The organism is Streptomyces xanthii (genome assembly GCF_014621695.1).
Lineage (GTDB): Bacteria > Actinomycetota > Actinomycetes > Streptomycetales > Streptomycetaceae > Streptomyces > Streptomyces xanthii.
The window spans coordinates 6,211,649-6,235,052 of record NZ_CP061281.1 but is presented as its reverse complement, the minus strand read 5'-3'; the positions used below and the strand labels follow the sequence as shown (position 1 = coordinate 6,235,052).

The 23,404-nt window shown below is 74.0% G+C and carries 24 protein-coding genes; 8 read left to right on the top strand and 16 right to left on the bottom strand.

Annotation, left to right across the window (positions count from 1 at the left end; all coding sequences use genetic code 11):
• Positions 1–249: 249 nt before the first annotated feature.
• Together IAG42_RS28145 and IAG42_RS28140 are read left to right on the top strand one after the other, a co-directional pair.
• Entirely contained in the window at positions 250–1,386 is a 1,137-nt protein-coding gene (locus IAG42_RS28145; RefSeq protein WP_188339756.1) for a glycosyltransferase family 39 protein, read from the top strand.
• Between the two features lie 259 nt (positions 1,387–1,645).
• A complete protein-coding gene (locus IAG42_RS28140) occupies positions 1,646–2,680 on the top strand; it encodes a phosphatase PAP2 family protein (protein ID WP_188339755.1) in 1,035 nt (344 codons plus the stop codon).
• A 96-nt stretch (positions 2,681–2,776) separates the two neighbouring features.
• Here IAG42_RS28140 and IAG42_RS28135 read toward each other — a convergent pair whose 3' ends face one another.
• The 5 genes from IAG42_RS28135 to IAG42_RS28115 all read right to left on the bottom strand — a co-directional run bounded on the left by IAG42_RS28135 (position 2,777) and on the right by IAG42_RS28115 (position 7,436).
• Positions 2,777–2,992, bottom strand: coding sequence for an I78 family peptidase inhibitor (locus IAG42_RS28135; protein WP_188339754.1), 216 nt, complete (start codon positions 2,990–2,992; stop codon positions 2,777–2,779).
• 354 nt (positions 2,993–3,346) lie between these two features.
• On the bottom strand, positions 3,347–4,180 hold the full coding sequence (locus IAG42_RS28130; protein ID WP_188339753.1) for a hypothetical protein: 834 nt from the start codon (positions 4,178–4,180) through the stop codon (positions 3,347–3,349).
• Complete coding sequence (locus tag IAG42_RS28125; protein WP_188339752.1) at positions 4,177–5,424, bottom strand: glycosyltransferase family 4 protein; 1,248 nt, start codon at positions 5,422–5,424, stop codon at positions 4,177–4,179. The genes IAG42_RS28130 and IAG42_RS28125 overlap by 4 nt, the downstream gene beginning before the upstream one ends.
• A gap of 211 nt (positions 5,425–5,635) precedes the next feature.
• Positions 5,636–6,934: an ABC transporter substrate-binding protein gene (locus tag IAG42_RS28120; RefSeq protein WP_188339751.1), complete on the bottom strand. Its 1,299-nt coding sequence runs from the start codon at positions 6,932–6,934 to the stop codon at positions 5,636–5,638.
• Complete coding sequence (locus IAG42_RS28115; RefSeq protein WP_188339750.1) at positions 6,909–7,436, bottom strand: hypothetical protein; 528 nt, start codon at positions 7,434–7,436, stop codon at positions 6,909–6,911. Before IAG42_RS28115 ends, IAG42_RS28120 begins: the two co-directional genes overlap by 26 nt.
• 145 nt (positions 7,437–7,581) lie before the next feature.
• On the opposite strand from IAG42_RS28115, the gene IAG42_RS28110 reads away from it, so the two are divergent.
• The 3 genes from IAG42_RS28110 to IAG42_RS28100 are packed head-to-tail and all read left to right on the top strand — an operon-like array spanning position 7,582 to position 11,597.
• Positions 7,582–8,046 (top strand): hypothetical protein, encoded by a 465-nt coding sequence (locus tag IAG42_RS28110; protein ID WP_188339749.1) that lies wholly within the window; start codon positions 7,582–7,584, stop codon positions 8,044–8,046.
• A gap of 3 nt (positions 8,047–8,049) precedes the next feature.
• A complete protein-coding gene (locus IAG42_RS28105) occupies positions 8,050–10,938 on the top strand; it encodes an ABC transporter permease subunit (protein ID WP_188339748.1) in 2,889 nt (962 codons plus the stop codon).
• A complete protein-coding gene (locus tag IAG42_RS28100) occupies positions 10,935–11,597 on the top strand; it encodes an ATP-binding cassette domain-containing protein (protein WP_188339747.1) in 663 nt (220 codons plus the stop codon). Before IAG42_RS28105 ends, IAG42_RS28100 begins: the two co-directional genes overlap by 4 nt.
• A gap of 121 nt (positions 11,598–11,718) precedes the next feature.
• Here IAG42_RS28100 and IAG42_RS28095 read toward each other — a convergent pair whose 3' ends face one another.
• Entirely contained in the window at positions 11,719–12,285 is a 567-nt protein-coding gene (locus IAG42_RS28095) for a LysM peptidoglycan-binding domain-containing protein (protein ID WP_188339746.1), read from the bottom strand.
• Positions 12,286–12,457: 172 nt separating this feature from the next.
• Here IAG42_RS28095 and IAG42_RS28090 point away from each other — a divergent pair, with 172 nt between their 5' ends.
• Together IAG42_RS28090 and IAG42_RS28085 are read left to right on the top strand one after the other, a co-directional pair.
• Entirely contained in the window at positions 12,458–13,249 is a 792-nt protein-coding gene (locus IAG42_RS28090) for a hypothetical protein (protein ID WP_188339745.1), read from the top strand.
• A 247-nt stretch (positions 13,250–13,496) separates the two neighbouring features.
• Positions 13,497–13,766, top strand: coding sequence for a hypothetical protein (locus tag IAG42_RS28085; RefSeq protein ID WP_188339744.1), 270 nt, complete (start codon positions 13,497–13,499; stop codon positions 13,764–13,766).
• A gap of 29 nt (positions 13,767–13,795) precedes the next feature.
• Here IAG42_RS28085 and der read toward each other — a convergent pair whose 3' ends face one another.
• The 6 genes from der to IAG42_RS28055 form a co-directional block, all read right to left on the bottom strand.
• The gene (der, locus tag IAG42_RS28080; protein ID WP_188339743.1) at positions 13,796–15,271 is read right to left on the bottom strand and encodes a ribosome biogenesis GTPase Der; all 1,476 of its coding nucleotides are present in this window, start codon (positions 15,269–15,271) and stop codon (positions 13,796–13,798) included.
• 78 nt (positions 15,272–15,349) lie between these two features.
• A complete protein-coding gene (locus IAG42_RS28075; protein WP_188339742.1) occupies positions 15,350–15,997 on the bottom strand; it encodes a lysophospholipid acyltransferase family protein in 648 nt (215 codons plus the stop codon).
• Positions 15,994–16,674, bottom strand: coding sequence for a (d)CMP kinase (gene cmk, locus IAG42_RS28070; RefSeq protein WP_188339741.1), 681 nt, complete (start codon positions 16,672–16,674; stop codon positions 15,994–15,996). The genes IAG42_RS28075 and cmk overlap by 4 nt, the downstream gene beginning before the upstream one ends.
• A 116-nt stretch (positions 16,675–16,790) precedes the next feature.
• The gene (locus IAG42_RS28065) at positions 16,791–17,876 is read right to left on the bottom strand and encodes a prephenate dehydrogenase (RefSeq protein ID WP_188339740.1); all 1,086 of its coding nucleotides are present in this window, start codon (positions 17,874–17,876) and stop codon (positions 16,791–16,793) included.
• The gene (aroH, locus tag IAG42_RS28060; protein ID WP_188339739.1) at positions 17,873–18,235 is read right to left on the bottom strand and encodes a chorismate mutase; all 363 of its coding nucleotides are present in this window, start codon (positions 18,233–18,235) and stop codon (positions 17,873–17,875) included. The genes IAG42_RS28065 and aroH overlap by 4 nt, the downstream gene beginning before the upstream one ends.
• A 124-nt stretch (positions 18,236–18,359) precedes the next feature.
• The gene (locus IAG42_RS28055) at positions 18,360–18,809 is read right to left on the bottom strand and encodes a YidB family protein (RefSeq protein ID WP_188339738.1); all 450 of its coding nucleotides are present in this window, start codon (positions 18,807–18,809) and stop codon (positions 18,360–18,362) included.
• Positions 18,810–18,908: 99 nt separating this feature from the next.
• On the opposite strand from IAG42_RS28055, the gene IAG42_RS28050 reads away from it, so the two are divergent.
• Positions 18,909–19,598: a nucleotidyltransferase domain-containing protein gene (locus IAG42_RS28050; protein WP_188339737.1), complete on the top strand. Its 690-nt coding sequence runs from the start codon at positions 18,909–18,911 to the stop codon at positions 19,596–19,598.
• Here the strand turns inward: IAG42_RS28050 and IAG42_RS28045 are convergent.
• The 4 genes from IAG42_RS28045 to IAG42_RS28030 all read right to left on the bottom strand — a co-directional run bounded on the left by IAG42_RS28045 (position 19,578) and on the right by IAG42_RS28030 (position 23,395).
• On the bottom strand, positions 19,578–20,324 hold the full coding sequence (locus tag IAG42_RS28045; protein WP_188341649.1) for a nucleotidyltransferase domain-containing protein: 747 nt from the start codon (positions 20,322–20,324) through the stop codon (positions 19,578–19,580). The genes IAG42_RS28050 and IAG42_RS28045 overlap by 21 nt on opposite strands.
• Positions 20,325–20,368: 44 nt before the next feature.
• Complete coding sequence (locus tag IAG42_RS28040; RefSeq protein WP_188339736.1) at positions 20,369–21,394, bottom strand: ADP-ribosylglycohydrolase family protein; 1,026 nt, start codon at positions 21,392–21,394, stop codon at positions 20,369–20,371.
• Positions 21,391–22,188 (bottom strand): NUDIX hydrolase, encoded by a 798-nt coding sequence (locus tag IAG42_RS28035; protein WP_188339735.1) that lies wholly within the window; start codon positions 22,186–22,188, stop codon positions 21,391–21,393. Before IAG42_RS28035 ends, IAG42_RS28040 begins: the two co-directional genes overlap by 4 nt.
• A 73-nt stretch (positions 22,189–22,261) precedes the next feature.
• A complete protein-coding gene (locus tag IAG42_RS28030) occupies positions 22,262–23,395 on the bottom strand; it encodes a pseudouridine synthase (protein WP_188339734.1) in 1,134 nt (377 codons plus the stop codon).
• Positions 23,396–23,404 lie beyond the last annotated feature (9 nt).

The following is a 23,404-nucleotide window of genomic DNA, read 5'->3' as shown; positions in this document are numbered from 1 at the left end:
TCCCAGTGGTCCTCGCGTTCGGCGGATCCGGGGGCGGGGACTGCCCACGGTCTCCGGCTCGGGAGGAGCGGTCTCCCGGCCCCGCGGCGAAAGGCGAGTGAGCCGTCAGAGTACGCGAGTTCGAGCGGGTGACACGTGGCGGACCTCTCATGGAGTCGGGGAGCGGGTGTGGCGTACGCCACTTCCGGGTGGGGCGCGGACCGGGCCCGGCCTGCGGCGACCGGGGTCCGGGCGCCGATAATCGGGGCCGTGACGGACGATGATCGACGAAGCCGGCCCTCGCCGCCGCGCCGGGCCGCCCCGGCGCTGCTCGCCTACGCGGGCGTACGCGCGGCCGGCCTGCTGGCCCTCGCCCTGTGGAGCGCCGCGGCGGGCAAGAGCCCGCACACGCTGCTGACCGCGCGCTGGGACTCGCTCTGGTACACCCGGGTCGCCGAGCACGGCTACGGCTGGTCGGTGACGCTGCCCGACGGGAGCGTCCACTCCAATCTGGCGTTCTTCCCGCTGCTGCCCTGGCTGGAGCGGGGCGTCGCGGCGCTCTCCCCTCTCTCGTACGCGGACGCGGGACTGCTGGTGAGCTGGCTCGCCTCGCTCGGCGCGGCCTGGGGGATCTTCGCGGTCGGTGACCGGCTGTACGGGCGCCGCGCCGGAGTGTGTCTGGCGGTGCTGTGGGGGGCGCTGCCGGTCGGGATCGTGGCGTCGATGGCGTACAGCGAGGCCCTGTTCACGGCGCTCGCGGCGTGGGGTCTGTACTCGGTGCTGCGGGAGCACTGGGTGAGCGCCGGGCTGCTCGCGGCGGCGGCCGGTCTGACCCGGCCGATCGGCGCGGCGGTGGTCGCGGCGGTGTGGGTGGCGGCCGCGCTGTGGGTCCGGCGGGAGCGGCGGGTGCCGTGGCGCCTGGTGCTGGGGGTGCTGCTCGCCCCGGCGGGCGCGGCGGGGTACGTGCTGTGGGTGGGCCGGCGCACGGGCGGCGGCCTGCTCGGCTATCTGGACGTGCAGGAGCAGTGGGGGAACGGATTCGACGGGGGCGTGGCCTTCGCCCGCTTCGTCGCCGACAAGTTCACCTCCCCCCTGGGCGCGCTCGCCGGGATCGGGCTGGTCGTCGGGGTCGCGCTGGTGATCCGGCTGTACGTGGCCGGGGTGCGGCAGGGCCAGCCGGCGCCGCTGCTCGTCTACACGGGGATCGTCGTGGCGCTCGCGCTGTGCGCCTCGGGGTACTTCGGTTCGAAGCCGCGGCTGCTGCTGCCCGCGTTCCCGCTGCTGCTGCCGCTCGCGGTGGGCCTGTCCCGGTGGCGGACCGGCAGGTCGGCGGTGATCCTTGGGGCACTGACCCTGGTCTCGGCGGTGTACGGGGCGTTCTGGCTGAACGGTTCCGGTCCTCCGTGACCGTCCCCGACCGTCCCCGACCGGCTCCGACGGGCCCGATGAGCGGACAGAGAATTCCGTGCCAGCAACCGGTGAACACTTTCATAATCACCCCAGAACGAGCCGCGGAAAACGATCACTGAATTCTGTGGGCCTTCTCTCCGCGGTTACCGGAATCCGTGGAATAGGCGGCATCCTGAGATCAATCCCACATCACATCGTCATCACAAAGCCACTGTTTCGACCTGGTCCGCCGCGCGCCCGCTGTAGCGTCGATTGGGTGCGTACCGAACGAAACCTGACCCGGCGCGTCGAGCGGGTCTTCGCCCGGCTCGACCGCGAGCCCGAACGGCCGGTCATCCTGGACCCACCCAGGATGAGCCGGCACCGGGTCGTGCTCTTCGGGCTGACCCTGGCGTTCTACCTGGCCATCGTGGTCGCCGTCCTGGCCACCACCCGCCTGGTGGAGTTCGACTGGGAGGTCATGTTCTTCCGGCCGTACCAGCAGTGGCCGGAGGTGCACGCGTTCCTCGACTACTGGGTGGTCCTGGGCCAGCGCGGCCCGACCGCCGTGATGGTGACGGCCTGGCTGGGCTGGCGCTCGTGGCGCCAGCACACACTGCGTCCGCTGCTGATGTTCGGTGCCGCACTGCTGCTGCTCAACCTGACGGTGGGCGCGGCCAAGCTCGGCATGGGCCGCCTCGGCCCGCACTACGCCACCGTGATCGGCTCGAACGAGATGTGGCAGGGCGGCGATATATTTCCGTCCGGCCACACGGCGAACGCGGTGGTGACCTGGGGCATCCTGGCCTATCTGGCCTCCACGCCGCGGGCCCGCCGCTGGTTGTCCGCGGTCTCCGCGGTGATCTCCCTCAGCGTCGGCCTCACGACGGTCTATCTCGGTACGCACTGGCTGAGCGACGTCCTGCTGGGCTGGGCCGCGGGCCTGCTGATCCTGCTCGCCCTCCCCTGGTGCGAGCCGCCGGTCGCCCGGGTCGAGGCGGTCATTCTGGCCCTGCGGGACCGGCTGCGGTCCGGCCGGGGCTCCACGGCGCCGGTGCCGGTGCCGCAGCCCGTCCCGGTCGCCGCGATGGAGCCCGCCCGGGCCCCGGCGCCCGCCGACGAGGTCCGCACCCACGAGCCGGTCACCGCGCGTCCGGGCCGGCACGGCACGCTGCTGCCGCCGGGCCCGCACACCCCGCGCGGCGAGCGCACCCCGGCCACGCCGGCGGGCAGCCGCCGGCCGACGACGGAGCGGGTGCCCCGGGTCGGCGCACTGAAGGGACGAGGGGAGCTGCGCGAGCAGCCCCAGTGACAGGACGGCGGGCCCCGGTACGCACAGCCGGCCCGCAGCCGAAGGGCCCCGGAACCTCACGGTTCCGGGGCCCTTCGGCTGTCCTGGCGGTCCGGGTCAGCCCTTCCAGGAGCGGGTCACGGTGCCGTCCGTGACCTCCAGGTTCAGGCGTCCTGCGAGGTACTCCATGGTGATGATCGCGCCGGGCGGCAGCTGCCGGACGGTGGACCAGCCGCGGCCGCGCGCCTGGCGCTCGGCCTCCTGGGCGTCGAGTCCGACATACGCGTCGGGGCTGTCCTGCGGATCTGCGGGCGGGGTCGGAACGGGTGCCATGCGGCCACCGTAGGCGGTTCGCCCGGACGGCGCCAGGCCCGGCCGCCGCCCCCTCTCCCGGTTCGTACGGTCACGCTTTCGTCACAAGATCACGACAGCCTCGTACGTCGAACTTCCTCACACGATCGGGCGGTTCCGCACGACCGGAACGATTCTTATCAGGACTTCACAACGACCGGAATCGGGAATTCCACGAGCTCCCCGATGAATTCCCCGGCGGCCGGAACCATGAATTCTGGACGGGCTCCCGGCACGCATTTCCGGCCGCCCCTCCCGCATTCCGGGATTACCGAAGGGACGGGCCTCGTGGGCGAGTTGAGGCCCGCGAGAATTGCCCGGCGCGGAATGGGGCGGTCAGGCCGCGGCGACCAGAACCGACAGGTCGTTGTCCGCCGTGTAGTACGGGCTCGCCGTCAGCTCACGGCCGGCGGCGCTCACCCGCGCGGCCGGATAGGTGAAGATCGGCTTCTTGTCGGCGACGTCGTCGAGGAGCCGGGCCACCCGCACCTCGGAGCCCTGCGGACCGGCCGGCCGCAGCCACACGTCCCAGCGTCCCGCGTCCAGGTCCGCGTAGCCGATCCGCAGGGTGAACGCGCTCCCGTCCGCGGACAGCTCCCCCGTCCTGACCTGCCCGGCCGCCTCACGGGAGCGCAGCTCGGCGCGGGCCCCGGCCGCGAAGGCGGTCCCGTAGAGCCGGCCGTGCACGGTCAGCGCGCCGTCCGCGATGAGCAGCTCGCCGGCCTCGGCGTGCGGGGTGCGCAGCCAGCTGCGGACCGTGAGGTTGCCGTGCTTGGTGGCGTACGGGATGCGGACGGCGACGTGGCCGCGCGAGCCGCTCGGCGCCCGGTCGACGAGGGAGCGCAGATCGTTCACTCCGGGCATCAGCCGCACCGGCTGCTCCCCGGAAACCTGCGCGTACGCGTCCCAGCGGCCCTCGGGCAGCCCGACGCCTATGGGGAGCGAGGCGCGCAGCCGGCCGTCCCCGGCGGGGGCGAGGGGCAGCCGCACCTCCTCGCCTCCCGCGCGGTCGATGAGCACGAGGTGCGCCGGGTCGTGCGCCCCGTGGTCCAGGACGTCGAAGGTGAGGCCGCCGGCCGAGTCGGCGATGCAGTCGGCGCGCGGCGCCGCGGCGGCCGCGGTCCTGTCGTCGGAACCGGAGGTGGGTGCGGGTACGGCCAGCGGAGTCATGCGGTGCGCCCCTTCGCCTGTGAGGTGAACGCGTTCCGTACGGCGTAGGCGCCGTCGAGGAGGGAGCCGCGGGCCCGCTGCAGCAGGCCGATCCGGCCGCCGCGCGCGGTGAGCGAGCCGAACAGGGTCTCGTAGCGCTCGGCGATCCGGGCCGGGTCGAAGCGCTCGGAGTCGGTGAGCGCGCGGGCGGCCATCCGGCGCCGCAGCTCGTCGTCGTTGATGAGTTCGAGCAGGCCGCGCGCGATCGCGTCGACGTTGCCGACCTCGACGAGGCGGCCGTCGACACCGTTGTCGATGATCTCGCCGGGGCCGTGCGGACAGTCGGTGGCGACCACGGGCAGGCCGCAGCGCATGGCCTCGACGATCGTCATGCCGAAGGACTCGAAGGTCGACGTCACCGCGGCGACGGAACCTTTCGCCCACTCCGGCTCGATGGGGTTGGCGGGACCCATGAGGAACACGTGGTTGTACAGGCCGAGTTGGTCGATGAGGCGGCGCAGCTTGTCCTTCTGCTTGCCGCCGCCGTAGATGCGCAGCCGCCAGTCGGGGCGCTCGGCGCGCACGGTGTCGAAGGCCTTGATGAGGAGGTCGTAGCGCTTGACCGGGGCGAGGCGGCCGGCCGCGACGACCCACTTGCCGTTGCCGTCGGCGGGGGCGACGCCGGGCGCGGGCACCGGGTTGGGCAGGGCCGCGATCCGGACGCCGGGCAGCCGCATCCGCTCGCGGTAGGCGCGCGCGTCGGCCTCGGTGGTCGTCGTGAGGGCGTCGAGCCTCGGGTACACGGCGCGCAACTGCCGTACGAGGGCGGGCGAGTGCGTGTCGAGGGTCAGGTGCTCCTGGCCGATGCGCAGCGGGCCGCGCCGGGTCTGCCGGGCCAGGTGCACGTTCAGCCCCGGGCGGGTGCCGACGACGACGTCCGCCTCGACGCTGCCCAGGTGCTGGGCGATGCGCCGGTCGGTGAGCGCGCTGTACTGCGCGTAGCGGCCCTCGGCGCGCGGGAAGAAGCTCGCGGGGCGGTGGTAGTCGGGGTCGTCGCCCTCGTAGCCGGGGCCGTCCTTGCGGATGTCGACGAGATGGCGCACCCGCACGCGCGGGTCGGTGGCGAACACCGGCCGGTCGCGGTGCCGGAAGACGGACACGACCTCGACGTCGTGCTGCTCGGCCAGGGTGTTGGCGAGGTTGTACGTGGTGCGGATCGTCCCTCCGATCCCGTACGCATTGTGAATCAGGAAAGAAATCTGCATGCGTCCCCGTATCCCACCATTCCTCGCGGTCAGCACCGGTCAGTCCCAACAGTCACATCAGTCTGAACAGCCCGGGTCCTCCGCCTACCGCATGGTTAGACAGGGATGCCCCGACGAGGGTTGTTCTTCATCATCATCTTGTTCCAGAAGAGTTGCCGGATCGGAAGCCGACATCGGGAACCTTTTCGTCAATCCATCCATTAGGAGGACGTTATGGCTGGTAGGCGAGCTGCGGGACGTCGAAGCAGGTTCGCGTCATGTCACCGTTCTGGGTGACCCAGCCACGTCCGTCGACCCAGCGGGCGACCGACAGACACGTGCGGCGCGTCGCCGGCGGCTCCGGCAGGGGGCGGTAGGTGACCGGCAGCAGCAGTCCGCGGGCGGTGTAGGGCTCGTCGCGGTTCATGAAGCGGTCCACGCACGCGCGCGTGACGCCGTCGCCGTGCGCCGCGCAGGACCGGGCGGCGTCGGTGAACCACAACGCGGCCGCCCAGCCCTCCAGTTGCCACTGGGAGTGCGTCTTCAGGTTCTCGGTGCCGTCGCGGAAGGCGCGGACGGCCGGGTGCCCGGTGTCCTCGTAGTTGCGGCTGGAGCCGGTGACCCACAGGGAGTCGCGGCAGTGCGGGGCGTCCTTGTAGTCGGCGGCGACGGTCGAGGACCAGTTCTGGACGTTGGTGACCTTCGCGGTGACACGGACCCCGGCCCGGTCCATCGCCTCGCACAGCCGGGCGTTGCCGTGCGCGTCGATCGCGTCGAAGACGAGGTCCGTCTTCTGGCTCTTCAGATCGGCGGCGACGGCGCGGAAGTTGGGCAGCGCGAAGTCGACCTCCTCGGGCACCACCTTGTAGCCCTCGGCCTCCAGACCGCGCGTCACGAGCCGGGCGTACGCGGCCGAGGCGGCCTGGTTGTAGGAGACGACGGCGGCGGTGCGGGCGCCCTTCTCGCGCTTGAAGTAGCGGTAGACCTCGGTGCCGCCGTACAGCGTGCCGTTCCAGCCGGGGGTGCCGTCGCGGGGCGCGGAGCTGCCGTAGATCCCGTACAGGTGCGGGTAGGTGTCGTAGGCGGCGCCGATGGGCTGGCCGCCGATGTCGGGGACGCCGGCGCGGGAGACCCGGGCCGCGCCCGCATAGTCGAGCGAGGTGGTGGCGACCAGGGCGACGACCTTCTCCTCGTCGACGAGGCGGTGGACGCACGTGTTGTTGCCGACGCCGCTGCCGCCGTCGTCGCACAGGTGCGCTTCGACGCGGCGGCCGTCGATGCCGCCGTGCGCGTTCAGGTGCGCGAAGTAGGCCCGCGCGCCGTCGCGGGTGTCGGTGAAGGTGGCGCCGCCGACGGGGCTGGTGGCGCTGGTGATGATGCCGACGCGGATCGGGGCGGAGGCGTCCGCCGGGGCGCGGCTCGTGCGGCCGTCCTCGAAGGCGCTCTCGGGTAGCCGGGAGCCGCAGGCCGCGACCGCGAGCAGCGCCGCGGTGAGGGCGAGGGCCTCAGCAGCCCGGCGCGGCCGACGCATTCTCGCTCAGCTGCACCAGGGCGCACAGTGTCTTGACCGACACCTTCCAGGTGCCGTCCTGCTCGACGGAGGTGCCCTTGGCGTCGGGCAGCACGGTGGCGCCCTTGAGCGACAGCGAGTACGTCACGTCGGCGCCGGTCGGCGAGGTGAAGGTGACCTTCGTGACCTCGGCGGAGACCTGCTGGCCTCGCTGGTCGCCGTTGAAGCCCTGGAGGACCTGCCGCATCTGCTGCCCGTTCTCCAGGACGGCCTCCTTCTCCTTGATGGAGACGGAGGGGTCGAAGAACTTCTTCCAGTTCTCCTTGATCTCCTTCTGCGCCGCGGCCTGGTCGGCCGGGGCCGTCGCCGAGGGGGTCCGCGAGGCGGGGGTCGGCGGGTTGGTGTCCGCTCCCCCGCTGTCGTCGCCGCACGCCGCGAGGGCCGGCCCGAGCATCAGCGCACCGGCGAGGGCGAGCGCGGCGCCGCGCCCGCGGCCCGTCCTGATCCTGCTCCCGAGAACCATCTGGCTCACCACCGGGTGTCGGTCCGGGCCTGTCCTGCGCCCGGTGCTTTCAGGGTCGGCTTCCAGGAGGCATAGTGCAAGCGATCGCCGGACAAGACCAGACACCTGCACGCGCCCAGGACCACGCGACGACGGGGGAGCCACGATGCGGACGGTCGGACCACGCTCGGTGCACCCGGCGGCGTGGGCGGGGCTCGCCGCGCTCGCCGCGGGGGCGGTGCTCTGCGCGATCGGCTGGTACGGGGTGTCGGGCGAGCGGTTCGCCGAGCGGCAGCTGCCGTATCTCGCCTCGTGCACGGTGCCGGGCGCGGCCCTGATCGTCGCGGGCGCGGTGCTCCTCACGTACGGCCGGAGCGTGCTCGCCGCGTCGCGGGTGGAGCGGCTGTACGAGCTGCTCGTGGCGACCGGGACGCCTGCGCGCGCGGAGACGGTCGCCGGTCCGCTCGCCACCGGTGACGAGCTGCGGACGGTGCCGGGCGGCACGCTGTGGCACCGGGCCGACTGCCCGCTCGTCGAGGGCCGGGCCGACGCGGTGCCCGTCGACGCGGCCGGTGCCGCGGAGCGGGGGCTCGCCCCGTGCCCGCTGTGCGAGCCTCCCGCCGGGAGCTGAGGCGTGGCCTCGCTGACGTACGAACTGACGCTCGCCGGCCTGTCGGTGGGCGCGGCAGCGGCGCTGACCGGGGTCGGGCTCGTCGTCACGTACCGGGCGACGGGCGTGCTCAACTTCGCGCACGGGGCCATCGCCGTGTTCTGCGCCTACCTGCTGCGGCAGTTCGTCGTGGTGTGGGACTGGCCGCTGTGGGCGGGCGCCGCGCTGGTGCTGCTCGGGGTGGCGCCCGCGCTCGGACTCGCCCTGGAACGCGGGGTGTTCCGGCCGCTCGCGGTGTCCGGGAACGATCCGGCCCGGACGCTGGTCGCGTCGATCGGCGTGTTCGTCCTTCTGGTGGGTGCGGCGGCGCTGCTGTGGGGCACGGGCGCGCAGGAGGACGCCCCGGTGCTGATCTCGGCCGACCCGTGGGGGCAGCTCGCGGTGGTGTGCGCGGTCGCGGTGGCGGTGTGGGCGGTGACCCGGCTGACCCGGTTCGGGGGTGAGCTGCGGGCGGTGGTCGACGACCGGCGGCTGGCGGTGCTGGGCGGGGTCGACGCGGACCGGGTGGCGGCCGTGGGCTGGGCGTTCGGCGCGTGCACGGCGGGCCTGACCGGAGTGCTGCTCGCCCCGTACGTGCGGCTCGACCCGTACGGGCTGCCGCTCCTGGTGATGGAGGTCGTGGCCGTCGCGGTGGCGGCGCGGATGCGGTATCTGTCGGTCGCGGTCGGGGTGGCGCTCGCCGTCGGCGTGGCGCAGAGCCAGCTGACGCGACTGCATCCGGGCGGCTGGGCGCAGCCCCTGCTCCAGGCGGTGGGGGCGAACCTGTTCGTGGTGGCGCTGCTCGTCGCCGCGCTCGTGCTGCCCGCGGTGGGCGGGGCGGGCGCGTTGTCGCAGGCGGCGACGCGGCGGGTGGTGCCGGCGCCGCCGGGGGCGTGGCCGGTGGCCGGGGTGCTGTTCCTGCTGCCGCTCGGGTTCGCGGGGTCGGACCTGCACACGGCCGTCCAGGTGCCGGCGCTCGCGCTGATCCTGCTGTCGCTGGTCGTGGTGACCGGCCGGGCGGGACAGCTCGCGCTGGGCCAGGGGGCGTTCGCGGGGCTCGGGGCGCTGTTCGCGGTGCTCCTCTCGCTGGGCCGCTTCCCGGGACTGCCCCAACTGCCGGGTCCGGCCGCGCTGGTGCTCGCGGTGCTCCTGGTGGCGCCGCTCGGCCTGCTCACCGCGCTGCCGGCGATCCGGCGGCACGGTCTGGCGCTCGCGCTGGCCACGTTCGCGGTCGGGGTCGGGGTGAGCCGCTTCGTGCTCGCCCAGCCGTACGCGGCGGGCCTGGCCCCGCCCCGCCCGGCGGGCCTCGCCGACGACCGCGCGTTCTACGCCCTCGAACTGGTCCTGCTGTGCGGGGCCCTGCTCGTGGTCCGCCAGGTGCGGCAGGGCCGGTCCGGGCGGGCGCTCGCCGCGCTCCGGGACGACGAGGCGGGGGCGGCCGCGGCGGGGGTCCCGGTGGCCGCGCTGAAGGTCGCGGCCTTCGTCCTGGCCGCCGCCCTGGCGGCCCTGGGCGGCGCTCTCCTCTCCTTCGGCCTGCGCTCCTTCGACCCGGCCTCCTTCGACCCGGTCCGCGGCCTGCTCTGGTTCGCCGCGATCGTCGTCCTCGGCGCGGACGGCCCCCTCTCGGCCCTCCTGGGCGCGGCTCTCCTGGTCGGCCTGGACGCGGGCGCCCGCGGCGGCGTGGCCGCGGCCACGGTCGGCCTCCTGGCCGTCCTGGTCGGCCGCTTCCCGGAGGGCCCGTACGAGGCGGTGCGCTCGCTGTCGGTACGGGCACGGGGGCGCGGTCGGCTGACCGAGCGGGGGGACGCGGTGCGGGTCCGGCTGGGTCGGGTCGGCACAGGGGCGGACGGGGAGTCGGCGGCACGGGACCTGCGGGACGGTGGGCCGGCCGGGCCCGCCCCCCGCACGGGCCGCCCGCACGGCCGCACGGCGTCCGGCCCGGATCTCGCCCCCTCCCGCTCGGCGGGGCGGAAGGCGTCGCCCGCCCCGGAAGGCAGGCCGTCCGGCTCGGCGGGGCCGCACACGCCGGCCACGCTCACGCCCCGGGCAGCGCTGCACGCACCGGCCGGACCCGAAGCCGACGCGGGTCGCCCGGCCGAGCCGTCGGCACACGTCCCCGGCGCGGGGTCCGGGCCGGGCGGCGCCCCGCCCTCCCCTCCCCCGGCTCCGCGCGCCGCCGCCGGACCGCCCGGCAGGGCCCCCGTGCTGGCCTGTTCCGGGATCGTGGTGCGGTTCGGGGGGCGGGTGGTGCTGGACGGGGTCGGGGTGCGGGTGGAGGCGGGGCGGGTGACCGCTGTCGTGGGGGACAACGGGGCCGGGAAGAGCACCCTGTTCCACTGTCTCGCCGGCACGCTGCGGCCGGATGCCGGCCGCGTGTCGTTCGGGGACCGGGACGTGACGCGGACGGCGGCGCACGCGCGGACGCGGCTCGGGGTGGCGCGGACGTTCCAGCAGCTCGTCGTGTTCCCCTCGCTCAGCGTCGGGGACAACATCCGGGTCGGCGCGGAGCAGGGCCACGTCCGTGATCCCGGGGCCGTCGCACGCCTGCTGCGCCTGCTCCGGGTGCCCGACGGTCGGCGCACCGACGACCTGTCCACCGGGACGCTACGCCGGGTCGAACTGGCCCGCGCCCTCGCCGGCCGTCCGCACGTCCTGCTCCTCGACGAACCCACCGCCGGCCTGGACGACGCCGAAGTGGCCGAGCTGACCCGGCTGTTGCGGGCCCTGGCCGCCGACGGCACGGCTCTGCTGATCATCGAGCACGACCTGGAACTGGTGGCCGCGCTGGCCGGCACCGTGCACGTACTGGAGGGCGGGCGGATCGTCGCGTCCGGACCGCCCGGCGAGGTGCTCCCCGCGAGGGCCGGCCGATGAGGCGCGGCGTCGAACTGCGGGGCGCCCGCGTCCACTACGGCCCCCTGGAGGCCCTGCACGGCGTCACCCTCGCGGCCCCCGCGGGCACGCTCACCGTGCTCCTCGGACGCAACGGCTCGGGCCGCACCACCGTGCTGCGCGCGCTCGCCGGCACGGTGCCGCTGTCCGGCGGGGCCGCGCTGTGGGACGGGCGGGACATGACCGGCCGCACCGCGCGGGCCCGCGCGGCGGCGGGCCTGCGCTTCGTCCCGGACCGCCAGGCCGTGCACGCGGGGCTCGGCGTGACGGACAACCTCCGCCTCGCCGCCCCGGACGGCGACCTCGCCCCTGCCCTCGACGCCTACCCGGAGCTGCGCCCCCTGCTCGACCGCCGCGCCGGCACCCTCTCCGGCGGCGAACAGCGCATGCTGGCCCTGGCCCGCGCCCTGCTCGCCCGCCCCCGCGTCCTCCTCCTCGACGAGCCGACCCAGGGCATGTCGCCCCGGGTTGCGGCCCGTACGTACGACCTGCTGCGCGGCCTCGACGCGTGCGTGGTCCTCGCCGAGCAACGACTGCCACAGCCCCTGCGCCACCTGCCGGCCCGGCCCGGGCTCCCGGTGCTCGTGTACGGCCTCGGTCGGGGCGCCGTCACCTTCAGCGGCGAGGCGAGCGAAGCCTGAGCGCCGAAACCCCTGCACACGCGCCCCCACCAGGGGGGCGGGGCAGTGCCGTTCAGCGACGTCGCCGCGGGGCGCGGCCGGCCACGACGGCGCGCGGCCCCCACGGCGGCCCCCGGGACGGCTACGGCAGCTTCAGCATCATGCCGACGGTGAGGCGGTTCGGGTCGGGGCCGATCGTCTTGGTGTTGGCCCGGTACAGGGCCTCCCAGCCGCCCGCGACCTTGAAGCGGGCGGCGACGGCGGCCAGGGTGTCGCCGGGCTGCACGAAATGGGCCCGCCCGCTGAGCCCGTACCGCTTCGCGCAGACCGGCCAGGCGCCCCAGCCCTGCACGCGGACCACGTCCTCGGCGACCTTGATCTGCTCCTCGCGGGTGGCGAGGTCGGCGCGCGGCGCGTACTTGAGGCCGCCGAACTCCTTCCAGGTCGCCTGCCAGAACTGCAGCCCGCCGTAGTACGAGTTGCCGGTGTTGGCGTTCCAGCGGCCGCTGCTCTCGCACTCGGCGACGCAGTCCCACGGCCACGTTCCCTTGGTGCAGACGCGGGGTGCGCTGAGCCCGCCGGGCCCCGGGGCGGGCGGCGGGACGGCCGCGGCCCGCGCGAGGTCCAGGGTCAGTCCCAGGGGAAGCAGCGCGCCCAGCAGGGCCGCCGCACAGCGCCGCGCGGCGGGCGTCACGGGGATCAGATGCATCGCGTCACGCTACGCAGCGCCCCGCCGGGCGCGGTCGTGCCGCGCCGCGCCCGGCGCGGCCCCACCCGGTCGGCGCACCTGCGCTTTTGTGCGGGATGCGTGACCCAGGCGGCCGGTCACCCGTTGTCCCTTCATCAGCACTCACAGCGAGACCGATCCTGAGGAGCCACCCGTGCCGCGCTTGCTCGACGTCAGTGACGACGTACGCGCCGAGATCGGCGACGAAGAAGCCGACCGGCTGCTCGCCGGGGACAACGCCCCGGGCAGCTACGACTGCACGTCCTGCCGCACCCCGGGCGACACGGAACAGGAACGGACCAGCACCGTCCTGTTCGTCGGCGACGAGACCGCCGTGCTCGCCTTCGCCCACGCCGCCTGCCTGCCCTCGCAGGTCGTCCAGGTCAACGAGGACCAGTTGCAGGGCGCCGTCCAGTCGCTCGGCGCGCCCGGCGCGGACGCGGCGGCCCCGTCGGCCGAGGCGCCGCCCGCGCAGGCCGTGCTCGGCGTGACCAGCGGCCTGATCCTGATCAACGGCGATCTGCACCCCGCGCTCGTCGTCGAGCCGACCGGCCCGATCTCCCGTCCGGGCGTGCAGTCCGGCGGCGACGACTTCCTGCCGCTCCTGATCGAGCAGGGCTTCATGCCGGTGCCGGAGCTGGCGCAGGCGCCGCGCTCGCTGCCCGGCTGGTCGGTGCTGCTCGCCATGGGCCAGCTGCACGCGGTCCTGCAGCCCGGCACCGGCGGCGCGCCCGCTCAGGTCGCCTGGTGGCAGGCGCACCAGCCGCTCGTGGTGACGGAGGGCTGGCGGGCCGCGGCGAACAAGACGCAGACCGTGCTCGTCTTCGCCGCCCCGGTCGGCTCGATCGGCCGCCAGCCGCGCGAGGACCTGCTGCGCGACGCGCTCGACAAGGCCGCGGCGAACGGCCGGCTGGTCGCCGCCGCGATGCCGCTCGCGGGCACCTGAGCCGACCGGCCGCGCACTCCCCGCAGGACGACACGCAGTACAGGACGACGCGCAGTACGCGTGGGTCTCGTAGGACCGACGCCCGACCCGGGCCCCGCCGAATCCGCCGGTCACGCCCCTGACGCCCCGCAAAAGCCGAGGCCAAGGGCGCATCCGACGGGGGGTCCGGGTCGTTTGCACGTATGTGCACCCATACGACCTCACCTCAGCCCCGCGGCGTCAGCCGTACCCGACGCCGATCCCGTCGATGCGGCCCTCGCAGCCCCCGGCGGGCGGCCGCTCGGCCACCCCGATCTACGACGCGCTGTACGCGGAGTACCGCCGCTCCTTCCGGGCCCTGCCGGGCGATCGCAGCGGCGAGGAGGAGCTGGGGTTCACCTCGTTCGGGGCGGGCCTGTACGGCTCGCGGCACCACACGCCGCCGCAGTTGTGGCAGACGAGCAGCGGGCGGCACGCCGGTCCGGGAGCATCGCTCCCGGCCGCCCTGCCGCCCGCTCCGCGCCGCGAGCACCACTGAGGTCCCCGGCGCGCCGCTAGCTCGCGCGCTTACTTCTTCTTGCCGCGCTTCTCCCGCACCCGCACGGAAATGTGGATCGGCGTCCCCTCGAACCCGAACTCCTCGCGCAGACGCCGCTCCACGAAGCGCCGGTAGCCCGCCTCGATGAAGCCGGAGGCGAACAGCACGAACCGCGGCGGCTTGGTGCCGGCCTGCGTGCCGAACAGGATGCGGGGCTGCTTGCCGCCGCGCACCGGGTGCGGGTGGGAGGCGACGAGCTCGCCGAGGAAGGCGTTGAGCCGGCCCGTGGGGACGCGGGTCTCCCAGCCGGCCAGCGCCGTCTCGATCGCCGGGACGAGCTTCTCCATGTGGCGGCCGGTCCGCGCCGACACGTTGACCCGCGGGGCCCAGGCGATCTGGCCCAGCTCGGTCTCGATCTCGCGCTCCAGGTAGTAGCGGCGCTCCTCGTCGAGGGTGTCCCACTTGTTGAAGGCGACGACGACCGCGCGGCCGGCCTCGACGGCCATCGTCACGATCCGCTGGTCCTGGATGGAGATGGACTCGGACGCGTCGATCAGGATGACCGCGACCTCCGCCTTCTCGACGGCGGCGGCGGTGCGCAGCGAGGCGTAGTAGTCGGCGCCCTGCTGGAGGTGGACGCGCTTGCGGATGCCCGCCGTGTCGACGAACTTCCAGGTGACTCCGCCGAGTTCGATGAGCTCGTCGACCGGGTCACGGGTGGTGCCCGCCAACTCGTTGACGACGACGCGCTCCTCGTTCGCGACCTTGTTCAGGAGCGAGGACTTGCCGACGTTCGGGCGGCCGATCAGGGCGATGCGGCGCGGGCCGCCGACGCCGGCGGCGCCGAAGGTCTGCGCGGGCGCCTCGGGCAGCGCCTCCAGGACGGCGTCGAGCATGTCGCCGGTGCCGCGGCCGTGCAGCGAGGAGACGGGGTGCGGCTCGCCGATGCCGAGGGACCACAGGGCGGTGGCGTCGGCCTCGCCGCTGGGGCCGTCGACCTTGTTGGCGCACAGCACGACGGGCTTCTTGGCCTTGCGCAGGAGGCGGACGACGGCCTCGTCGGTGTCGGTGACGCCGACCTTGGAGTCGACGACGAAGACGACGGCGTCGGCGGTCTCGATCGCGTACTCGGCCTGCGCGGCGACCGAGGCGTCGATGCCGAGGACGTCCTGCTCCCAGCCGCCGGTGTCGACGACCTTGAAGCGGCGGCCCGCCCACTCGGCCTCGTACGTGACGCGGTCGCGGGTGACGCCCGGCTTGTCCTCGACGACGGCCTCGCGGCGGCCGATGATGCGGTTTACCAGGGTCGACTTGCCGACGTTGGGCCGGCCGACGACGGCGAGGACGGGCAGCGGGCCGTGGCCCGCCTCCTCGATCGCGCCCTCGACGTCCTCGAGGTCGAAGCCCTCCTCGGCCGCGAGCTCCATGAACCGGGCGTACTCAGCGTCGCCGAGCGCGCCGTGATCGTGCTCCGCGCCGCCCTCGGGCTGGATCTGGTCGTTCATGAAGTCCGTACCTCGTCGTTCATCGTGGTGATCGGTGCCCGCACCCGTTCGGGGCGCGCGCACTACTGAAAGTCTCGCTCAGCGCCCGGTCAGGCGCCTGGCGTTCTCCAGGTGGGCGGTGAGCCGGTCCTGGATGCGCACGGTCGCCTCGTCCAGCGCCTTGCGCGTGCGGCGGCCGCTGCCGTCGCCCGCCTCGAAGGGGTCGCCGAAGACGACGTCGACCCGGCTGCGCAGCGGGGGCAGCCCCTTTATCAACCGTCCGGGCCGGTCCGTGCTTCCCAGCACCGCGACCGGGACGATCGGCGCGCCGGAGCGCACCGCGAAGTACGCGAGCCCGGCCCGCAGCGAGGCGAAGTCGCCCTCGCCGCGGGTGCCCTCGGGGAAGATCCCGAGGACGCCGTCGTTCCTCAGCACGTCGAGGGCGCGGGTGACGGCGGTACGGTCCGTGCCGGTCCGGTCCACCTTCACCTGGCCGATCCCGTCGAGGAAGCGGCCGAGTGGTCCGACGAACGCCTCCTGCTTGATCAGGAAGTGCGCCGGCCGCGGGGCGACGCCCATGACCATGGGCCCGTCGATGTTGTGGGCGTGGTTCACGGCGAGGATCACCGGGCCGCTCGCGGGGACCCGCCAGGATCCCAGCACGCGCGGCTTCCACAGCCCGTACATCAGACCGACGCCGATGCGCCGTCCGACCTCGGCGCCGCGCTCGGAGGGAGCGTCGCTCACCGGGAGGCCCGCTTCTCCTCGACCAGCGTGACGACGCACTCGATGACCTGCTGCAGCGTGAGGTCGGTGGTGTCGACCTCGACGGCGTCGCCCGCCTTGGCGAGCGGCGACGTCTTGCGGCTGGAGTCGGCCTTGTCGCGCGCCACGAGGGCCTCCTGCGTCGCCTTGACGTCGGAGCCCTTGAGCTCGCCGGAGCGGCGGGCGGCGCGGGCCTCGGGCGAGGCGGTCAGGAAGATCTTGAGGTCGGCGTCGGGCAGCACCGTCGTACCGATGTCGCGGCCCTCGACGACGATGCCCTTCTCGGCCGAGGCGGCGATGGAGCGCTGCAGCTCGGTGATCCGGGCCCGCACCTCGGGGACGGCGCTGACGGCGCTGACCTGGGAGGTGACCTCGGTCGTGCGGATGGGACCGGCCACGTCGGTGCCGTCCACCGTGATGGTGGGGCCGGACGGGTCGGTGCCGGAGACGATGTCGGCCTTGCCCGCCACCGCGGCGATGGCGGACGCGTCGGACAGGTCGATGCCGTTGTTCACCATCCACCAGGTGATCGCCCGGTACTGGGCGCCGGTGTCCAGGTAGCTCAGTCCGAGCTGGGCGGCGACGGCCTTCGAGGTGCTCGACTTGCCCGTGCCGGAGGGTCCGTCGATGGCGACGATCACGGCTGCCGGGGTTTCCATGGGTGACGGACACCTTTCTCAGTGCACGGGGGCATGCGGACGGGGCGCGGACACGCCCCGCACAAGGTTACTGGCTCTGAGAAGCGACTCTTACTGGCACCTCTGACGGCCGCCTCTCACTGCCGCATGGCCCAGCCGCGCTCGCGGAGCGCGGCGGCGAGCTTGGGCGCGGCCGCGGGCTGCACCATGAGCTGGATGAAGCCGGCCTGCTGCCCGGTCGCGTGCTCGATCCGCACGTCCTCGATGTTGATCCCGACGGCGCCGGCGTCCGCGAAGATGCGAGCGAGCTCACCCGGCTGGTCGGAGATCAGGACGGCGACGGCCTCGTACGCGGCGGGGGCGGCGCCGTGCTTGCCGGGGACCCGGGCCTGGCCCGCGTTGCCCTTGCGCAGCATCGTCTCGACTCCGTCGGCGCCCTCGCGGCGCTTGTCGTCGTCGGAGGACTGCAGGGCGCGCAGGGCCCGTACGGTCTCGTCGAGGTCGGCGGAGAGGTCGGTGAGCAGGTCGGCGACGGGGCCCGGGTTGGCGGAGAGGATGTCGATCCACATGCGCGGGTCGGAGGCGGCGATGCGGGTCACGTCGCGGATGCCCTGGCCGCAGAGGCGGACGGCGGCCTCCTCCGCGTTCTCCAGGCGGGCGGCGACCATGCCGGAGACGAGGTGCGGCATGTGCGAGACGAGGGCGACGGCCCGGTCGTGGGCGTCGGCGTCCATGACGACGGGCACGGCCCGGCACAGGGCGACCAGTTCCAGGGCGAGGTTGAGGACCTCGGTGTCGGTGTCCCGGGTCGGGGTGAGCACCCAGGGCCGGCCCTCGAAGAGGTCGGCGGTCGCCGCGAGCGGGCCGCTGCGCTCGCGGCCGCTCATGGGGTGCGTGCCGATGTAGGCGGTGAGGTCGAGGCCGAGGGACTCCAGGTCGCGGCGCGGGCCGCCCTTGACGCTGGCGACGTCGAGGTAGCCGCGGGCGACGCCGCGGCGCATGGCGTCGGCGAGCTGCTGCGCGACGTGCGCGGGCGGCACGGCGACGACGCACAGGTCGACGACGCCCTCGGGGGCCTCGGCGCTGCCGGCGCCGAGGGCGGCGGCGGTGCGGGCCTGGCCGGGGTCGTGGTCCTCCAGGTGCACGGTGACGCCGCGCGAGGCGAGCGCCAGGGCGGCGGAGGTGCCGATGAGGCCGGTGCCGATGACGAGTGCGGTTCTCACTGGGCGATGTCCTTGCGCAGGGCGGCCGCGGCGCCGAGGTAGACGTGCGCGACCTCGGACTTGGGCAGCTCGGTGTCGACGTGCGCGAGGAGGCGGACGACGCGCGGCATGGCGCCGGCGATGTCGAGTTCCTGGGCGCAGATCAGCGGGACGTCCACGATGCCGAGGCCGCGCGCTGCGGCCGCGGGGAAGGCGGAGTGCAGGTCGGGGGTGGCGGTGAACCAGATGGAGATCAGGTCGTCCCCGGTCAGTCCGTTCCGCTCGAGGACGGCGGTGAGCAGCTCGCTGACCTGCTCCTCCATGTGCCCGGCGTCGTCCCGTTCGAGTTGGACCGCGCCCCGGACCGCTCGTACCGCCACCGTGTCACTCCTTGATCCCGCGTACGTTCTGCCATCGCCCAGCGTAATCGCGCCGGTGCGAGCGGACGCGCGGCGCCCGTCTGTCGAGACGGCCGCCGCGCGTGCGGGGGTGCGGGTACGGGGATCAGAGGCGCTGTTCCCTGACGAGGTCCTCCAGGGAGGCGCCGGAGGGCACCTGGCCGTCGGGGGTGAGCCGGTCGACGACCTGCGGGAGCTGCCGGGCCACCTGCTGGGCGGCCTCGTCGCGGCTCACGCCCGCCTCGGCGGCGACCTTGTCGAGGGTGTCGTCGGGGACGGCCTGCTTGACCTGCTCGGGGGTGAGCGGCTGGTTGTCGCCGGTGCCGATCCAGGAGTCGAGCTGCCGCTGGTCGCCGAGGCCCGACTTCGTGATCATGTCCATGAGGCCGCCCAGCGGATCGGAGCCCGCCGCGCCGCCTCCGGCCCTGCCCGCGAGCACGCTCTGCAGCAGCGAGCCGAGGACATCGGCCCCGGCTCCTCCTCCGCCGCCCGCCGCGCTCCGGCCGCCTCCGCCGAGGAGACCGCCGAGCAGACCGCCCAGATCCATTCCTGCCATGACCTTGTGCCTTTCGGTGTGCCGCACACGACCACCTCAATGTCACCCGGGCCGCCCCCTGCCGCCACTCGGTGCGACCGGCGCTCGTAGGCTCCGGGCATGGAACCGGAGCGGCTGGTGCGTGATCACACGGTGTACGCGTGCGTGATGGGTTCGCGCGCCTTCGGGCTGGCCACGGAGGGCAGCGACACGGACCGGCGGGGCGTGTTCCTGGCGCCGACGCCGCTGTTCTGGCGCTTCGAGAAGCCGCCGACGCATGTGGACGGGCCGGCCGAGGAGCAGTTCTCGTGGGAGCTGGAGCGGTTCTGCTCGCTGGCGCTGCGGGCGAACCCGAACGTGCTGGAGTGTCTGCACTCGCCGATCGTGGAGCGGATCACGGACACGGGGCGTGAACTGCTCGGCCTGCGCGACGCCTTCCTGTCCCGGCAGGCGCACGACACGTTCGCCCGCTACGCGCTCGGCCAGCGCAAGAAGCTGGAGGCGGACGTGCGCACGCACGGCGCCCCGCGCTGGAAGCACGCCATGCACCTGCTGCGCCTGCTGACCTCCTGCCGGGATCTGCTGCGCACCGGGGAGCTGATGATCGACGTGAGCGGGCAGCGGGAGGAACTGCTCGCGGTGAAGCGCGGCGAGGTGCCGTGGCCGGAGGTCGAGCGCCGGATGGCGGCTCTCGCGGCCCAGGCCGAGCAGGCCGCGGAGCGCACTCCCCTTCCGGCCGAGCCGGACCGGGCCCGGGTCGAGGACTTCCTCGTCCGGACCCGGCGGGCCTCAGCCCTGGAGGCCCGCTAGCCGTACCCGGACGATCAGGTCGTCGAGCGCGTCGTACGCGCCCGGCTCGTCCGGCAGCGTGCTCGCGGCCTGCGCCGCGTCGAGCTCCGCGTGCAGCGTCTCGACGTCGGCGGCGGCCCGCTCGTGGGGGAGGTCGGTGCCGCCGTGCTCGGCGGCGGCCTTCGCCTCGATCAGCCCGGGCAGGTAGCCGGGGGCGTCGACGGCGTCGAGCAGGGTGGGCAGATGGGCCTCGACGCGGCCGGTGCGCATGAGGTGGATGCCGGTGAGCAGGACGCGGAAGGTGTAGAGCAGCGGCTTGAGTTCGCGCGTCCTGTCGTAGAGCCGCCACTGGGTGCCGGCGAAGCCGCGGTAGTGGTGGGCGTGGTGCCGGGTGAGGACGCCGGGCGCGAGCGCGACGAGTTCGGCGTGCGCCGGGCTCGTGTGCACGACGAGCGGCGAGAGCAGCTGCTCCAGGACGTAGCCGTTGCGGCGCAGCATCAGGCGGACGAACTTGCGCAGGTCGTGGGTGACGAGGTCCATCTCGACGCCGTCCTTGTCCCACATCCGTGAGCGGGTCTCGTCCGGTTCGCGCAGTCCTACGAGCGCCCGCGGCGGCAGCAGGTGGACCCCGCGCAGGTCGACGTCGGAGTCCTGGGACGGGAAGCCGTACAGGTGGGCGCCGGAGACGGTCGCGAAGAGCAGCGGGTCCGTCTGGTCGGCGACGATCGCGCCGAGGTCGGCGCCCATGGGCAGTCCGGCGTCGGCGAGGGCGGTCGCGTCGGTCAGGGCGGTCACAGGGTGCCTCCGTCCCAGGCGGCGCCGATCGCGAGGAGTTCTTCGCGGTGCTCGACGCGCTCGACCCAGTCCTCGGGCCAGGCGTCGGTGCCGAGGTGGGCGCCCGCGAAGGCGCCGGTCAGGGCCGCGATCGAGTCGGAGTCGCCGGAGGTGCAGGCGGCCCGGCGCAGGGCGAGGACGGGCTCGTCGACGAAGAGCAGGAAGCAGAACAGGGCGGTGGCGAGGGCCTCTTCGGCGATCCAGCCGGCGCCGGTGACGAGGCAGGGGTCGATCTCGGGGTTGGGGTCGCGCAGGGCGGCTTCGAGCTTCTCGAGCACGGCGAGGCACTCGTCCCAGCCGCGGGTGACGAAGTGCTCGGGGTCCGGGTCCTGGGAGCCGCGCCACAGGTCGCCGAGCCAGTCCTCGCGGTAGACGGTGCGGCTGCGCAGGGCGTGGGAGCGCAGCTGTCCGACGAGTCCGGCGGGGTCGACGCCTTCGGCGAGGAGCTGGACGGCCCGCGCGGTGAGGTCGCTCGCGGCGAGGGCGGTGGGGTGGCCGTGGGTGAGCGCGGCCTGCAGCTGGGCGGCGCCGGAGCGCTGCGCGTCGCTCAGGCCTGGGACGAGGCCGAGAGGGGTGACCCGCATGTTGGCGCCGCAGCCCTTGGAGTGGATCTGGGTGGCCTGCTGCCAGCGGCGGTCGCTGTCGAGGAGGCGGCAGGCGGTGAGGCAGGTGTTGCCGGGCGCGCGGTTGTTGTCGGGCGAGTGGTACCAGTCGACGAACTCCTCGCGCAGCGGCCGCTCGAACCGCTTCGGGCCGAGGGTGCCGCGCCCCATGCCGGTGCGCAGGGCGCGGGCGACGGCGAGTGCCATCTGGGTGTCGTCGGTGATGTGGGCCAGCGGCCGGGGCAGGTCCATGTCCCGCCAGGGGCCGAGCTTGGCGAGGATCGACGGGACGTCGTTGAACTCGGTCGGGAAGCCGAGCGCGTCCCCGAGGGCGAGGCCGACGAGAGAACCGGTGGCGGTGTTCTTGGTCGGGGCGGTCATCGGCGGGTTCCCTCCGTGGGAGCGGGCTCGGGTGCGGGGCGCAGCAGCGGTGGGTGGAGCGAGTCGGCGCCGCCGCCGCGGTAGAGGGCTGCGGGCTTGCCGCGGCCGCCGGTCAGCCGGGAGGCGCCGGGGATCTGGGCGACGAAGCCGGGGGTCGCGAGTACCTTGCGCCGGAAGTTCGCGGGGTCGAGCTCGGTGCCCCAGACGACCTCGTAGACGTGGCGGAGCTCGCCGAGGGTGAACTCGGGCGGGCAGAACGCGGTGGCGAGGCAGGTGTACTCGAGCTTGCCGCCGATCCGCTCGTGGGCGTCCGCGAGGATCCGGTCGTGGTCGAAGGCGAGGGGCCCGTGGGCTCCGGTGTCCTCGCCGCCGTACGGGATCCAGGCGGCGCGGGCCGCGTCGCCGCCGCCGTGCGCCTGCGGGGCGTCGGGGACGAGCGCGGCGAAGGCGACGGAGACGACCCGCATCCTGGGGTCGCGCCGCGGGTCGCTGTAGGTGCGCAGCTGTTCCAGGTGCAGGCCGGCCACGTCGTCGAGCCCGGTCTCCTCGGCGAGCTCGCGCCGGGCGGCGGCCTCGGCGGACTCGTCGGGCCGCAGGAAGCCGCCGGGCAGGGCCCAGCGTCCGGCGTAGGGCTCCTGGCCGCGCTCGACGAGCAGGATGTGCAGGGTGCCGGAGCGGATGGTGAAGACGGCCAGATCGACGGTGACGGCGAAGGGCTCGTAGGCGTGCTTGTCGTACGCCGGTGTGGCGTGGGCCGGTGCGCTGGGTGCGGCCGGTGTGTCGGTGCCGGGCATGCGGCGACCCCCTCCCGTTATTGGTCTACCTGACCCTAAAGGGAGAGGGTCGCCGCTCACAAGCCCTGCGGGTCTACAGGTCGACTTCCTTCATCAGCATGCCGACCTCCGTGTTCGACAGGCGGCGCAGCCAGCCGGACTTCTGGTCGCCGAGGGTGATCGGCCCGAAGGCCACCCGCACCAGCTTGTCGACCGGGAACCCGGCCTCGGCCAGCATGCGGCGCACGATGTGCTTGCGGCCCTCGTGCAGGGTCACCTCGACCAGGTAGTTCTTGCCGGTCTGCTCCACGACGCGGAAGTGGTCCGCCTTGGCGTACCCGTCCTCCAGCTGGATGCCGTCCTTGAGCTGCTTGCCCAGGTCGCGCGGGATCGGGCCGACGATGTGCGCGAGGTAGACCTTCTTCACGCCGTACTTCGGGTGGGTCAGCCTGTGCGCCAGCTCGCCGTGGTTGGTGAGCAGGATGACGCCCTCGGTCTCGGTGTCGAGCCGCCCGACGTGGAACAGCCGCGTCTCACGGTTGTTCGTGTAGTCCCCGAGGCACTGCCGGCCCTCGTTGTCCTCCATCGTGGAGACGACACCGGCCGGCTTGTTGAGCGCGAAGAACTGGTACGACTGCGTGGCGACGGTCAGCCCGTCGACCTTGATCTCGTCCTTCTCGGTGTCGACGCGCATGCCCTGCTCGAGCACGATCTCGCCGTTGACCTCGACACGGGCCTGCTCGACGAGCTCCTCACAGGCACGCCGCGAGCCGTAGCCGGCGCGGGCGAGGACCTTCTGCAGCCGCTCGCCCTCCTGCTCGGCGCCGGGGAAGGTCTTGGGCAGGTTCACCTTCGGCTTGCCCGCGTACCGCTCGCGGTTGCGCTCCTCGGCCCGCGCCTCGTACTCGCGCGAGGTCGCCGGGACCCAGCGGCCACGGCCCGTGGAGGGCTGCTGGCCGCGCTTGGGGCCACCCTTGGCGCCGCCGCGCGCGGACGCGCCGCGGCCCGACTTCGGGCCGTCCTGGGTGCCGCCGGGGCCTACGTCGTAACGCCGCTCCTCGGGACGCGGCTTCTTCGGGCGGCCGGCGCCGCCCTGCTTGTCATCGCGGTTGTTCCCGGCGCCACGGTAGTTACCGCGGCCACCGCTGCTCCCGCCGCGGCCGCCGCTGTTGCCACCACGGCTCCCGCCGTTGTTTCCGCTGCTGTTCCTGCCGCTGCTGCTTCGCATCAAATTTCC